The organism is Hoeflea algicola (genome assembly GCF_026619415.1).
Classification (GTDB): domain Bacteria; phylum Pseudomonadota; class Alphaproteobacteria; order Rhizobiales; family Rhizobiaceae; genus Hoeflea; species Hoeflea algicola.
In genome coordinates this window covers 2726979-2740354 of sequence record NZ_JAOVZR010000001.1, presented here as the reverse complement: position 1 = coordinate 2740354, position 13376 = coordinate 2726979, and the positions used below count along the sequence as shown (strand labels likewise).

The following is a 13376-nucleotide window of genomic DNA, read 5'->3' as shown; positions in this document are numbered from 1 at the left end:
TCAAATTGGAGGATCAGCGATGGCTGGAAAACGAGAGAAGCCGGAAGAGATTGTATCGAAGCTTCGGCAGGTTGAAGTTCTGCAAGGGCAAGGTGCGACGATTGCTGACGCGGTGCGCCAGATCGGCGTGACACAGCAGACGTTTTATCGATGGCGGAAGCTCTATGGCGGGATGCAGCGATCTCAACTCACTCGGCTGAAAGAGCTGGAGAAGGAGAACCAGCGGCTTCGGCGGGCGGTGTCTGACCTGACACTGGACAAACTCATCCTGACCGAGGCGGCAAAGGGAAACTTCTAAGCCCTTCGCGTCGGCGCAAGTGCATCGACCATGTGCGGCGGGAGCTCGGCGTATCAGAACGCCGCGCCTGCCGCACGCTCGGACAACACCGATCCACACAGCGCAAGGTGCCACAGGGCCGGGCAGATGAAGAACGGCTGACCGATGATATCATCGAACTGGCCGACAAGTACGGGCGCTATGGGTATCGCATGGTCACCGGTCTGCTGAACAACGCGGGCTGGCAGGTAAACCATAAGCGGGTTGAGCGCATCTGGCGGCGTGAAGGGCTGAAAGTGCCACAAAAGCAGAAGAAAAAGGGGCGGCTTTGGCTGAACGACGGATCATGTGTGCGTCTCAGACCGGAACGGCCAAACCACGTCTGGTCCTACGACTTCGTCCAGGATCGAACCGCTGACGGCCGCGTCTATCGGACGCTGAATATCATCGACGAATACACCAGGGAGGCACTCATGATCCGCGTGGACCGCAAGCTCAACTCAACGGACGTGCTGGATGCTCTGACAGACCTATTCATCCTGCGCGGCCCGCCGGAATACATTCGGTCGGACAATGGGCCGGAATTTATCGCCCAGAAAGTGCGGGATTGGATTGCAGCTGTTGGAGCCAAGACGGCCTACATAGAGCCAGGCTCACCATGGGAGAACGGATACTGCGAAAGCTTCAACGCCCGGTTCCGCGACGAGCTGCTGAACGGCGAAATCTTCTACAGCCTAAGGGAGGCGCAAATCCTGATCGAGCAATGGCGTATCCACTACAACACCGTCAGGCCGCATAGCGCTCTGGGCTACCGCCCGCCCGCGCCGGAAAGCATTGTCCCGATGGACCAGACGCCCATGATGCACTAACAATCAAACCGGACCACCTGATGGGGGCACGCCAATCCCGGCGGAATTCCGCGATCGTTTCTTCAAACATCCGTTCGTAGCGCTCGGCCTTTTGAGGACTTTGTTCACGCAAGCGCTCGAGGGTCTTTTCTACTTGTGAGCGATACATCCCCACCACGGCGTCGGCGTCATGCGAACCGCGTGCACGCGCATCGGCCAGTGACCGATCTAACGACATTCTCAATTTTTCCCGAAATTCCAAATCTTCTTTCCCTGCGATGAGCCATTGCCACATTCCGAAGATAAGGCAACTCCTTTGGAGAGGCTACAATATTATTGCTGCATTGAATGAATTTGTAGACGTCGCAAGATTTCAACTTCACGACCCTTGGTACAATTTGCTGCATCTGTGTATCTTCCGATGCGACTGGCTCCATCTTATTACGGTGAAATCCATGCAAGTGCATGAGCTGGGAACGTAAGTGCGCCGGGCTCATCCACTTGCTAAAGCGGCTTGATAATTCCAGCCTCAAAATCCGGTATGGAGGGGGCCTGCTTCCCGCTATTGTCGCTCCGATTGCATCCCGGGCATGCGCGTTGCTATTAGTCGATCTGGCTAATTGCGCCGTAGTTTGATTTGATACCTAATAGTTGTCGCCTGAATGAGACCGCAGCAGTGCCAGGAGCGTAGAATGCGAGCTCCTTACCGCGACGGGTTATGGCGCGGATGTGGAGATATAAGAAATGTTGTTGTCGAGCGGACGGACGTTTGAAGAGGTTGAATCGCGGTTTTCATGGGCGGTGCCGGAATTTTTCAACATCGGCACCGCAGTCTCCGATGACTGGGCGACGCGCGAGCCGGATAGGGTCTGTCTCGAGCATTTCAACCCCGAAGGTGAACCAGCGCGCCTGACCTATGGCGAACTTGCCCGCCGTTCAAATGCGTTTGCGCGGGCGTTGGTAGCGCTCGGAATTGGCACAGGTGACCGTGTTGCACTGATGCTACCGCAGGGTTTTCATACCGCCATTGCCCATATAGCCATCTACAAGATCGGGGCGATTGCGGTGCCACTGGCACTGTTGTTCGGGGTCGAGGCGATCAAGCACCGACTGTCAACTTCGGGCGCCAAAGCGCTGGTGACGACGGCAATCGGACGGGAGAAAGTCAAGACCATTTCCGAGGAACTGCCGGCGCTCGAGACAATCATCGTCGCCGGTGGCGATGCCGGTTCGGATGAGGATTTCGAAGCGCTCGAGAACAACCATTCCGACGCAGTGATCGAGAATGCGACCCGCGCCGAAGATCCGGCGTTGATGATTTTCACTTCGGGCACTACCGGTGCCCCCAAGGGGGCGTTGCATGCTCACCATGTGCTGATCGGCCATATCCCCGGCGTGCAGACCCATCACGAATTTTTGCCGCAACCTGGCGACAAGCTATGGACACCTGCCGACTGGGCCTGGGCAGGAGGTCTGCTCAATGTGCTGTTGCCGGGCTTGCTGCTCGGGGTGCCTGTGGTGTCGTCTCAGGCGCAGAAATTCGATCCCGAATTGGCTTACCGAATCATGGCGGAAATGAAGGTGCGCAACGTTTTCATTCCACCCACCGCGCTCCGGATCATGCGTACGGTGCCGGATCCGTTGTCACGCCATCAGCTTGATTTGCGCACGCTTGGATCGGGTGGTGAGACGCTCGGCCGTGAAACCTATGACTGGGCGCAGCGAGTGCTCGGGCTTACCATCAACGAGTTCTATGGTCAGACCGAGTGCAATCTGGTGCTGTCATCCATCGGCAAGTTGGGAGTGAGTCGCGGCGGCGCCATCGGCAAGCAGGTGCCGGGGCACAGGGTGGCGGTGATCGACGCGCATGGTGACGAGGTGGCCGACGGTGTTTCGGGCCAGATTGCAGTCAGACGTCCCGATCCGGTGATGTTTCTGGGCTATTGGCGCAATCAGGAGGCGACAGACGCCAAATTTATCGGTGACTGGATGCTGACCGGCGACCAGGGCGTGCGTGACGCCGACGGCTATTTCTCGTTCTTCGGGCGTGATGATGATGTCATCACCTCGGCGGGGTACCGTATCGGCCCGGGCGAGATCGAGGATTGCCTGACCGGGCATCCGGCCGTGGCGTTGGCGGCGGCGGTCGGCAAGCCCGATAAGGTGCGCACCGAAATCGTCAAGGCCTATATCGTGCTGGCGCCGGGGATCGAGATAGACGACGCTCTGTCCGGGTCGATTCGGGACTGGGTCAAGACCCGTCTGTCGGCGCATGAATATCCGCGTGAGATCGATTTTGTCGACGATCTGCCGCTGACCACCACAGGCAAGGTGGTTCGGCGGTTGCTGCGCGACAGAGCTATCGCCGAGACCGAGGCTGAAAGCGCCAACGTGACCGTTCAAGTGGAGGCCGCGGGCGGCGCTTGAGCGGCGCTCAGCGCCCGGCGGCCATTCCCCGGATTTTCTGACGCAATAGTCGGGCGATGTTTCGGGTGTTGCGGTAGATGTGCAGCTGGGTGGCTACCTGGCGGACATCGCGGTCGCGGTTGGGATGCAGTCCGACGACCATGGTTCCCATGCTTTCGCGTTCGGTCCAGAGCTTGCTCATGACCGGATGGTCCGGCACGGCGCAGGAATCTGTGCGGCGGATGTTGAGATCGTCGAGATGCCATTCGGTCAGCCGGTCGACCAGAAGCTTGCCCGGTGAGTAACGCGCCCATGTTTCGTTGTAGGCGGTCTTCCAGGTCCAGGCCTCGCCGGCTGAAACGAACACGATCATCGAAGCGATTGCCTCACCGTTCAGGGCCAGACTGTGGATCCGCACGCTGTCTGTTTCAGCGAGGCTGTTGATCGCCTCGCGGGCAAACGCAGCGCGATAACGGTCAGCCACCATCGCGGTCCGGCGGCGGCCTTTCCAGCCGGAATCCTCGAGCGTAAGAAATTCCTCGAGATGATGGCGGATTTCCTCGGGTTGACGGGCGACCATGTAGCTCAGCTCGCCGTGTTCGGAGAGTCGACGCCACTGGCGGCGGAGTTCGTGGCGATGCTTGCCGGAAATGGATTTGGTGAGGTATTCGTCGCCATCCAGGTTGCTTTCGAGGAATGGACGCTCCACCTGATCGGTTTCGACTACGGATAGATTGCGCCCCAACGCCACGGCGCGCAGCAGCGCTGCAACCGGACCCTTCAGGCGCATGTCTGGAAGGACAAGAATGCCCGGCAATCCCGAATCCTTGTTGCCGAGGGCTTCCAGCATGTTGTCGAGCGTTTCGGCCGCGTCTTCACGGTCGAGCAGCGGCGTTCCTTGCGGCCCAAATGGATTGGCCCAGGCTCGGATGATCGAGGCGCCAACGGAAAACCCGGGTTTCTCGACGGAGAATGGCAACAGCAGGCGCATGCGCGATCGGGATTCGTTCTCATCGCGCATCAGCATCAGGCGAATGATGCGGTCCTCGAGTCGCGGCATTGCCGGCGCCAGAAACCGGCCGGAAAAGAACACGTTCGGCTCGATCGCGCGGTTGGTCAGAAAATCGAGTTCTTCCTGCAACTCATAGCCGGCGCGAGCCGGGTATATCGCCAGATGCCGGCCGGGCCGACCGACGGCGATATCGCGTTCGGGCGCGGGGCGAGCGGTCTCCACATCGGCAAACTCGCCAATCAGCGAATTGGCCTGGCTGGCAACATCTTCCTGAACGATGGGGCTCGACGCCATGTTAGCGTTCCTCCGTTGCAGACAGGGTGGACATTGGCCTCGGGCCTGCGCCAATAAACATGACAATGCCCAGCCTGCGGCGAATGATAAAATGCAAGGCCATAGCCTCGATCACCATCGCTGCGGCGGTGGCGGTGGCTGCACCGAGCAGGCCCCAGGCTGGAATCAGGGCGATGTTGAGGCCGAGATTGGCAGCCAGCGCAAAGGCGTAGATCACCGCACAAATCTTCTGTTCGCCGGCCATGGTCAGCAACACTTCGCCGGGACCCACCATCGCCTTGGCTATGATGCCGGCAAACAGCACGACCATGATCATGTGGCCCTCGACGAAGGCGGGCCCGAACAGAGACAGAAGGAACGGTCCGGCGGCGATCACCAGGGCGCCGACGAGCAGCGACGGCCAGAATGTCCATTGCACGGTCTGGCGTGCGAAGGCTGCGAGTGCGAAAGGGTCATTGCCTGAGACCAGGCCGGAGAAGCGCTGTGCGGCGGCTGCCTTGACGGCGAAATAGACGAAATGCACCAGTGCCATGGTTTTGGCCGCGGCGAAATAAACGGCGACTTTCTCGGGCGGCAGATAGAAACCGACGATGACGACATCGGCATTGGTGAGCATGAAATAGAAGCCCTCGATCAGGAAGATCGGGAGTGCCACCAGCAGCCATGCACGGAAATGGATTTCGAGTTTGCGGGCCGGAAACCGGTTTCGCAACCTGGCAGTGATAGTCACGAACTGAACCACGGTGGTCAGGTAGGCCGCGGCAAGTGTGGCGAGAATGGCGGTGTCGGCATTGGCTACCTGGCCGAGACCGACGGCAGCCCCGACAAAGGCGAGGATCAATAGCGGCCGGACGATATAGGTCGGGCTCAACGCATGCACCGGCCAGCCATTGGCGCGGGCGGTACCATCGAGCACATCGCCGAGCGCGATCATCGGCAATGCAAATGCGCCGATGAACAGCGGCTGGATGTAGTGTGCCTCGATCCGGTCTCCGAGCATGTAGAGCGCGGCGATGCCGGTGGCGGCGATAAGTGTCGCCGATACCATCGCGAAAATCCGCGCGGTCGCGGTCAGTCCATTGACCGCGGCATCGGCGCCGTCATTACGGTATTGCGGCAGGAAACGAATGACGGCGGTGTGGAACCCCAGGCAGGAAAGATTGCCGAGAATTACTGCGATCACCCAGACGAAAACAAAGATCCCATATTCGAATTCGCCCATCAGCCGCGCCAGAATGATCTGCGAAACAAAGGCGATCGCGGCGCTGACGATGCGGATGGCAAAGGCGATCATCGCCATGCGCTGGGCCTGGCTGGTCTCGTCGCTGGCGCTGATAATGCTCGACATGCGCGCCAATAGCGGCGTTAGCCGCGCCGCGTAGCGCGGCGGCAATATCTTGCCGGCGGTGTCGATCAAGGTCATGCTCAAGTCTGTACCCATTGTTGAGCGGGCACCTTGGCATGGCGATGTTAAGAAACGGTTTGACCGGCAGGCGGAAAAGCTTCCGCGCTGACCGGTTGAACATCGTTTCGGTTCAGCACCGAAACGATGTTAAAAGGCACCGTGGCAGTGCTTGTATTTTTTGCCAGAACCGCAGGGGCAGGCCTCGTTGCGGCCGACCTTGCCCCAGGTTTCCGGATCCTCGGGGTTACGGTTTTCCGGGGCAACGATACCCAAAGCCGCCGCCGCCACGGCTTGTTGCGATTCGAATTCGTCTTCGCCGGTGCTGGCGTCGAGATGATGACCTTCCATGCCTTCAGGCAGGCTCGGCTCTGCCGCGGCTTCGCGAACGATTTCGACACGCATCAGCTGTGCCATGACCGCCTGACGCAGATTTGCAAGCAGTGCCTGGAACAACTCAAAGGCTTCGGATTTGTATTCCTGAAGCGGGTCGCGTTGCGCGTAACCGCGGAACCCGACCACCGAACGCAGGTGGTCAAGATTGACCAAATGTTCGCGCCAGAGGTGATCAAGGGTTTGAAGTACCACTGATTTTTCCACATAAGTGGTGACTTCCGGGCCGAACCTTTCTGCCCGTTCCGCAGCCATCTTCTCTACCGCTTCGGTGATTCGGGCGCGAATATCGTCCTCGGCGATGCCTTCCTCGGCAGCCCATTGTTCGATCGGTAAATCCAGATTGAGATAGGCCTCGACGCCCTTCTTCAATTCGGCAACGTTCCATTGCTCGGCATAAGCCCGTTCCGGGATATGCAGGCTGACCAGACCGTCGACCACTTCCTGGCGCATGTCGGCGATGATCTCGGAAATCGATTCCGCGTCCATCAGTTCCTTGCGCTGCTCAAAGATGACCTTGCGCTGGTCATTCATCACGTCGTCGTACTGGAGCAAGTTTTTGCGGATGTCGAAGTTGCGTGCCTCGACCTTTTTCTGGGCTCGTTCCAACGCCTTGTTGATCCAGGGATGGACGATCGCCTCGCCTTCCTTGAGGCCGAGAGACTTGAGCATGCCGTCCATACGCTCGGAGCCGAAGATGCGCATCAGGTCATCCTGCAGCGACAGGAAGAACTTGGAGCGACCGGGGTCGCCCTGCCGGCCGGAACGGCCGCGCAACTGATTGTCGATGCGGCGACTTTCATGGCGTTCGGTGGCGAGCACGTAAAGTCCACCAGCAGCGCGAGCCTCGTCCTTGAGCGTCTGGATCTCGGCGCGGATTTCCTGTTCGCGCTTGTCGCGTTCCGGGCCTTCAGGAACGTCCTCAAGCTCCAGCGCGACACGCATGTCGGCGTTGCCGCCGAGCTGGATGTCGGTTCCTCGACCGGCCATGTTGGTGGCGATGGTGATGGCGCCGGGCACACCGGCCTGGGAGACGATATAGGCTTCCTGCTCGTGGTAACGGGCATTGAGCACCTTGAAATCGGTCAGGCCATCCTTGCGCAGCAGTTCTGCCAGGATTTCCGACTTCTCGATTGATGTGGTGCCCACCAACACGGGTTGCTTGCGCTCGCGCGCCTGCTTGATGTCGGCGATGATGGCCTGGTACTTTTCCTCGACCGTGCGGTAAACCTCATCGTCCTCGTCAATACGGGCGATGGGAACATTGGTAGGCACTTCAACGACGTCGAGGCCGTAAATATTGCCAAATTCCTCGGCTTCGGTAGCTGCGGTGCCGGTCATGCCGCCAAGTTTTTCATACATCCGGAAATAGTTCTGGAAGGTGATCGACGCCAACGTCTGGTTTTCCGGCTGGATCTTGACGCCTTCCTTGGCTTCAAGCGCCTGGTGCTGGCCTTCCGAATAGCGGCGGCCCGGCATCATGCGGCCGGTGAACTCGTCAATGATGACGATTTCGTCGTTGCGGACGATGTAATCCTTGTCGCGCGTGAACAGCCGGTGGGCCTTCAGTGCGTTGTTGATGTGGTGCACGATCGCGACGTTTTCGACGTCATAGAGCGATTCGCCCTTGAGCATGTCGGCTTCGGTCAGCATGGCTTCCAGCTTCTCGGTGCCCACTTCGGTAAAGGTGGCAGAGCGCTGCTTTTCGTCGATTTCGTAATCGTCGGGTTCGAGCTTCTGAATCAGCGTGTCGATGCTGTTGTAAAGGGTGGAGCGATCGTCCAGCGGTCCTGAAATGATAAGCGGGGTGCGCGCTTCGTCGACAAGAATTGAATCGACCTCGTCGACGATGGCGTAATGGTGCCCGCGCTGCACCATCTGGGCGCGATCATACTTCATGTTATCGCGTAGATAGTCGAAGCCAAGTTCGTTGTTGGTGGCATAGGTGATGTCGCAGGCGTAGGCAGCGCGGCGTTCATCATCATCCATGCCATGGCCGATGATGCCGGTGGTCAGGCCAAGGAAGCTGTAGATCTGGCTCATCCATTCGGCGTCGCGGGTAGCCAGATAATCGTTGACGGTGACCACGTGCACGCCCTTGCCGGAAAGGGCGTTAAGATAGACCGGAAGCGTGGCGACGAGCGTTTTACCTTCGCCGGTCTTCATTTCGGCAATGGCGTTTTCGTTGAGGATCATGCCGCCGATGAGCTGGACGTCGAACGGGCGCAGGCCGATGGCCCGGCGGGCTGCCTCGCGAACGGTGGCGAAGGCCGGGATCAACAGATCATCGACCTTGGTGCCGGCTGCGATCTGCTCACGAAATTGTGTCGTGCGGGCCGCGAGTTCGGCATCGCTCAAGGCGCTAATTTCCGGCTCAAGGGCATTAATGGCCGCTATTCTCGGGTTGTAGGCCCTGATCCGACGATCATTGGATGAACCGAACATTTTGCGGGCGATAGCGCCGATCTTGACCATTGTAATGGTCCTTTCTTGAGACTGCGCGAACGGCAGGGCGGAGAACCGGCGCTGAATGGCTGCCGGTGAAACGGTTGGAATCGCAGTCCAGACCACCTTCACCGGGTGAAAGTCATCTGGACGGACGGTTGGCTGACAGATAAGAGGGGGTTGAACGATGTCAACGGCGGCAAAGGGCCGTCACAAGATGGCCAAGTTCTCCCTGGTACAGGGGTGGCTGTCGAAAGATGCTTCCCAATGAAAGGTTAGTCCATGCGCTTATCGCAGCTTACAGCCACGCTCCTCTTGACGACCATTGCCTTCCTGCCGGTGCAGGGGCATGCCGCTGATGAGACAGATCCGGTAGTCGCGATTGTTGCGGGGGCTGAAATCCGGACCTCGGAGCTGAATTTGGCCGAAGGCGACCTGGACCCGCAGTTCGACAAGCTTCCGGCGGAACAGCGCCGCGTCGCAGCTCTTGCAGCCGTTATCGATATCAAGACGCTGGCACGCAAAGCCGAGGGCGAGAAGCTCGACCAGACAGACGATTTCAAGAAATTGATGGCATTCCAGCGCGACAGGGCTCTGCACAACGCGCTTTTCAAGGCGACGGTTGTCGATCCGGTCACCGATGCCGACGTCAAGGCGCGCTATGAGAAGGAAGTCGCAGCCACACCGCCGGTAGAAGAAATCAGCGCACGCCACATCCTGCTCAAGACCGAAGAAGAAGCCAAGGCAGTTATCGCCGAGCTTGAGGCCGGCAAGGATTTTGCAGAATTGGCGAAGGAAAAGTCGACAGGGCCGAGTGCTGCACAAGGTGGTGATCTCGGCTATTTCACCAAGGGCCGCATGGTGCCTGAATTCGAGGCCGCAGCCTTTACCCTGAAGAAGGGTGAATACGCCAAGGAACCGGTCAAGACCCAGTTCGGCTGGCATGTGATCAAGGTCGAAGACCGCAGGGAAACTGCGCCGCCGGCTTTTGAGGAAGTTGCCGGTCAGGTCCGCCAGATGCTCATGCGCGAGCGGTATGCAGATCTCATCCGCGGTGCCCGCGAGGGGATCGAGATCGAGGTCGTCGACCCGGATCTGAAGACAGCTTATGAGGCGATCACCAAGCAACCCTAAGCGCATTTTCGGGCGGAAACCCTCCGCCAAACGAGGACCAAACGCATGTCCAGTGACATTTCTCCTCTGGCTCCGAAAACCTATGCCGCGCTGCCCCCGATAAGGGGCGCGCGGATAGAAACGGCTGCGGCCGGGATCAAATACGCTGATCGCACGGACGTGATGCTGATGGTTTTCGACCGGCCGGCGGCTGTGGCGGGCGTGTTCACGACCTCGAAATGCCCGTCGGCGCCAGTTGACTTCTGCCGGGAAAATCTCGGCGGAGGTCAGGCGCGGGCGCTGGTGGTCAATTCGGGAAACGCCAACGCGTTCACCGGCCAGAAAGGGCGTGCCTCAACGGCGATGACGGCGAGCGCTGCGGCAGAAGCTGTCGGGTGCAGCGAAGCCGAAGTCTTTCTGGCGTCGACCGGCGTAATCGGGGAACCGCTGGATGCGAGCAAATTCGCATCAGTGCTCGGGCAGATGGCGGTCTCGGCCAGCGGTGATCGCTGGCTCGACGCGGCACGGGCGATCATGACCACCGACACCTACCCGAAAGTGGCCACACGGACGGCGCGGATCGACGGCGTGACGGTGACGCTGAACGGCATGGCCAAGGGCGCGGGCATGATCGCCCCCGATATGGCGACCATGCTTTCCTTCATCGTTACCGACGCCGATATCGAGGCGGCGGCGCTGCAGGCAATGCTCAGCCGGCACGTGGGGTCGACCTTCAATGCGGTCACCGTCGACAGCGATACCTCCACCTCCGATACGCTGCTGGTATTTGCGACCGGGGCCGCTTCCGAGCTGGGTGCTGGGGCGATATCGGCGGCAGGTGACCCCCGGGCGCGCGGCTTTTCCAAGGCGCTGGCCGATCTCATGGAAGATCTGGCGATCCAGATCGTTCGCGACGGTGAGGGCGCACGCAAGCAGGTCGAAATTCTGGTCACCGGTGCAGGCTCGGCAAAGGCGGCGGGCCGCATCGCCCGGTCGATTGCCAATTCACCACTGGTCAAGACCGCAATTGCAGGCGAAGATGCAAATTGGGGCCGTGTCGTCATGGCCGTCGGCAAGGCCGGAGAAAAGGCCGAGCGTGACAAGCTGGCAATCTGGTTCGGCGACATCCGGGTTGCGGTTGATGGCGAGCGGGACCCCGACTACAGCGAAGCCGCCGCGTCGGAGGTGATGAAACGCGATGAGATCACCATCAGGGTCGATCTCGGAATCGGACGTGGCAAGGCGCGGGTGTTTACCTGCGACCTGACCAAGGCATATGTCGAGATTAATGGCGACTACCGGAGTTGATAATCTGTCCGAACCACCGAGAGCGGAGCTAATAGTGCCCAATCTTGCGATAGTCAGGCGACTGGAAGCGGTTGGGTTCCGGGCATGGCCTGCGGCCTCTATTCAGTATGATGGCAGCTGGCAGATCCGCTTGACTGCTGGGCATCCTTCCAAACGGTTGAATTCGGTCAATCCTCTCGATCCGTCCGATCACGGTGACATCGAGATCAGGGTGGAACGCGCCGCGCGCCGGTTCGATGCCTATGACAGGCCGCTCGTGTTCCGGCAATCGCCGCTGGCGCCGCCGCAACTCGAAGCCTTTCTGGACGCGCATGGCTGGCGGCGGTTCGATGAGACAATCGTCATGGCCGGGGCGATCGACCGGCTGGATATCGATGGCGGCATGGACTACCTGCCGGTTCGCGATATTGGTCGCTATGTCGATGCGGCGATCACGGTTCATGGCCGTGACCAGTCACTGAAAGCCGGATTGGCCGAAGTGCTGAGTTCGATACGTCCCTCAAGCGGTTTGTTCGTGATCGAGGATGATAAGACCGGCCCGACGGCGACGGCGCTGTGTGTTCATGACAACGACATGGCCGGATTGTTCGAGCTAGCAACCCGTGCCGATGCCCGGCGCGCCGGGCATGGCCGGGATGTGATCAGGGCGGCGCTTCGCTGGGCCCGACATCGGGGCGCCGAGACGGCATGGCTGCAGGTGGAAACCGCCAATACGGCCGCGGTGGCGTTGTATAAGGGGCTCGGCTTCGGCGAGGTCTATCGCTACGCCTATCGTGTGAAACCGGGACAGTAATTTCATGACAGGCAAGAAAATGCTGCTGGTTGTCGCTTGCGCGCTCGTCGATGCAGATGGGCGGGTGCTGTTGTCGCAGCGTCCCAAGGGCAAGAAACTGGCGGGATTGTGGGAATTTCCCGGTGGCAAGGTGGAACCGGGCGAAACTCCGGAAGCCGCGCTGATCCGTGAATTGATGGAGGAACTCGGGGTTGCGACCAAGACCGATTGCCTCGCACCGCTGACATTTGCCAGTCACAGCTATGACGAGTTTCATCTGCTGATGCCGCTGTTTGTCTGCAGGCGTTTCGAGGGTTCTGCACGCGGGCTTGAGGGGCAGGTACTCAAATGGGTCCGCCCGCGGGACATGCGCACCTATCCAATGCCGCCGGCCGACGAGCCGTTGATTCCGTATCTGATCGATCTGCTGTAACTATTTGCCGCGGTTATGGTCGAAACGAGCCAAACTGATAACAGCGTTAATCAATCCTCAATTTTAGCAAGCCACACTGCCCCTGAATGACGAATCCGAAAGGATTCTCAGTGGAGAGATCATGGCTAGTAGCGATTTTTGGGTGACGGCAATGGACAGATCTGGCGACGAAAACCGGAGCAATCGGTTTGGTGCGGTTCGCGTGGCGTTGCTGTTTGGCACCGCTGCCATTGCGGTTGCGATGATCCTGACGCCGATCGTCGCCGATCGCACCGCGACATCGCGGGTTGCCTGGTCGCCTTCCCAATATGACAACATCACCACTGGTTCAATTCCGCAACGCTCGAAGGGCACATACTACACCGTGCGGAAATCGATCCTGCAGGATATTCCCGGCGCCGTCTGCATCATTCGTACGGATGGCCGGACCAGCGGGGATTGCTAAGGCAGACTGCGTATTTCCCCCAAGCCCCTGGAGACGGAACATCGATATGAAAACAGTGATGACTTGGTTTCTGAAGGACAAGAGCGGCGCCACCGCAATTGAATACGGGCTTATCGCGGGATTTCTTTCGATTGCCCTTGTGGTTGGCGCCTCGACGCTCGGAAACACCATCAACAATACCTTCGACGGGGCTGCACAGCACCTGGTCAATAGCCAGTAGGGCGTTAC

11 protein-coding genes are annotated in these 13376 nt (G+C 59.4%); 8 read left to right on the top strand and 3 right to left on the bottom strand.

Going from position 1 to position 13376, the window contains the following annotated elements:
• The first annotated feature begins 19 nt into the window (after window positions 1-19).
• Both OEG84_RS13410 and OEG84_RS13405 read left to right on the top strand, forming a co-directional pair.
• A protein-coding gene (locus OEG84_RS13410; RefSeq protein ID WP_267652453.1) for an IS3 family transposase occupies window positions 20-1146 on the top strand; the annotation gives its coding sequence in 2 pieces (ribosomal slippage) (window positions 20-284 and window positions 284-1146; 1128 coding nt in all).
• A 723-nt stretch (window positions 1147-1869) separates the two neighbouring features.
• A complete protein-coding gene (locus OEG84_RS13405; protein WP_267654209.1) occupies window positions 1870-3552 on the top strand; it encodes an AMP-binding protein in 1683 nt (560 codons plus the stop codon).
• 7 nt (window positions 3553-3559) lie between these two features.
• Here the strand turns inward: OEG84_RS13405 and OEG84_RS13400 are convergent, their stop codons facing one another.
• The 3 genes from OEG84_RS13400 to secA form a co-directional block, all read right to left on the bottom strand.
• The gene (locus tag OEG84_RS13400) at window positions 3560-4837 is read right to left on the bottom strand and encodes a GNAT family N-acetyltransferase (RefSeq protein ID WP_267654208.1); all 1278 of its coding nucleotides are present in this window, start codon (window positions 4835-4837) and stop codon (window positions 3560-3562) included.
• A gap of 1 nt (window position 4838) precedes the next feature.
• Complete coding sequence (locus OEG84_RS13395; protein WP_267654207.1) at window positions 4839-6260, bottom strand: lipopolysaccharide biosynthesis protein; 1422 nt, start codon at window positions 6258-6260, stop codon at window positions 4839-4841.
• Between the two features lie 129 nt (window positions 6261-6389).
• The gene (secA, locus tag OEG84_RS13390; protein WP_267654206.1) at window positions 6390-9107 is read right to left on the bottom strand and encodes a preprotein translocase subunit SecA; all 2718 of its coding nucleotides are present in this window, start codon (window positions 9105-9107) and stop codon (window positions 6390-6392) included.
• A gap of 252 nt (window positions 9108-9359) precedes the next feature.
• Here secA and OEG84_RS13385 point away from each other — a divergent pair, with 252 nt between their 5' ends.
• The 6 genes from OEG84_RS13385 to OEG84_RS13360 all read left to right on the top strand — a co-directional run bounded on the left by OEG84_RS13385 (window position 9360) and on the right by OEG84_RS13360 (window position 13368).
• A complete protein-coding gene (locus OEG84_RS13385) occupies window positions 9360-10211 on the top strand; it encodes a peptidylprolyl isomerase (protein WP_267654205.1) in 852 nt (283 codons plus the stop codon).
• A gap of 45 nt (window positions 10212-10256) precedes the next feature.
• Window positions 10257-11498 (top strand): bifunctional glutamate N-acetyltransferase/amino-acid acetyltransferase ArgJ, encoded by a 1242-nt coding sequence (gene argJ, locus OEG84_RS13380; protein ID WP_267654204.1) that lies wholly within the window; start codon window positions 10257-10259, stop codon window positions 11496-11498.
• Window positions 11479-12291, top strand: a complete 813-nt coding sequence (locus OEG84_RS13375) for a GNAT family N-acetyltransferase (RefSeq protein WP_267654203.1) — start codon at window positions 11479-11481, stop codon at window positions 12289-12291. The genes argJ and OEG84_RS13375 overlap by 20 nt, the downstream gene beginning before the upstream one ends.
• Window positions 12292-12295: 4 nt before the next feature.
• On the top strand, window positions 12296-12703 hold the full coding sequence (locus OEG84_RS13370; protein WP_267654202.1) for a (deoxy)nucleoside triphosphate pyrophosphohydrolase: 408 nt from the start codon (window positions 12296-12298) through the stop codon (window positions 12701-12703).
• Between the two features lie 121 nt (window positions 12704-12824).
• The gene (locus OEG84_RS13365; RefSeq protein WP_267654201.1) at window positions 12825-13148 is read left to right on the top strand and encodes a hypothetical protein; all 324 of its coding nucleotides are present in this window, start codon (window positions 12825-12827) and stop codon (window positions 13146-13148) included.
• 46 nt (window positions 13149-13194) lie between these two features.
• Complete coding sequence (locus OEG84_RS13360) at window positions 13195-13368, top strand: Flp family type IVb pilin (RefSeq protein WP_267654200.1); 174 nt, start codon at window positions 13195-13197, stop codon at window positions 13366-13368.
• Window positions 13369-13376 lie beyond the last annotated feature (8 nt).

Bases quoted from the DNA above. Each gene is read 5' to 3' on its own strand.
- OEG84_RS13385 (WP_267654205.1), top strand. From the start codon at position 9,360: ATGCGCTTATCGCAGCTTACAGCCACGCTCCTCTTGACGACCATTGCC.
- argJ (WP_267654204.1), top strand. From the start codon at position 10,257: ATGTCCAGTGACATTTCTCCTCTGGCTCCGAAAACCTATGCCGCGCTG.
- OEG84_RS13360 (WP_267654200.1), top strand. From the start codon at position 13,195: ATGAAAACAGTGATGACTTGGTTTCTGAAGGACAAGAGCGGCGCCACC.
- OEG84_RS13375 (WP_267654203.1), top strand. From the start codon at position 11,479: ATGGCGACTACCGGAGTTGATAATCTGTCCGAACCACCGAGAGCGGAG.
- OEG84_RS13400 (WP_267654208.1), bottom strand. From the start codon at position 4,837: ATGGCGTCGAGCCCCATCGTTCAGGAAGATGTTGCCAGCCAGGCCAAT.
- OEG84_RS13395 (WP_267654207.1), bottom strand. From the start codon at position 6,260: ATGACCTTGATCGACACCGCCGGCAAGATATTGCCGCCGCGCTACGCG.
- OEG84_RS13405 (WP_267654209.1), top strand. From the start codon at position 1,870: ATGTTGTTGTCGAGCGGACGGACGTTTGAAGAGGTTGAATCGCGGTTT.
- OEG84_RS13365 (WP_267654201.1), top strand. From the start codon at position 12,825: ATGGCTAGTAGCGATTTTTGGGTGACGGCAATGGACAGATCTGGCGAC.
- OEG84_RS13370 (WP_267654202.1), top strand. From the start codon at position 12,296: ATGACAGGCAAGAAAATGCTGCTGGTTGTCGCTTGCGCGCTCGTCGAT.
- secA (WP_267654206.1), bottom strand. From the start codon at position 9,107: ATGGTCAAGATCGGCGCTATCGCCCGCAAAATGTTCGGTTCATCCAAT.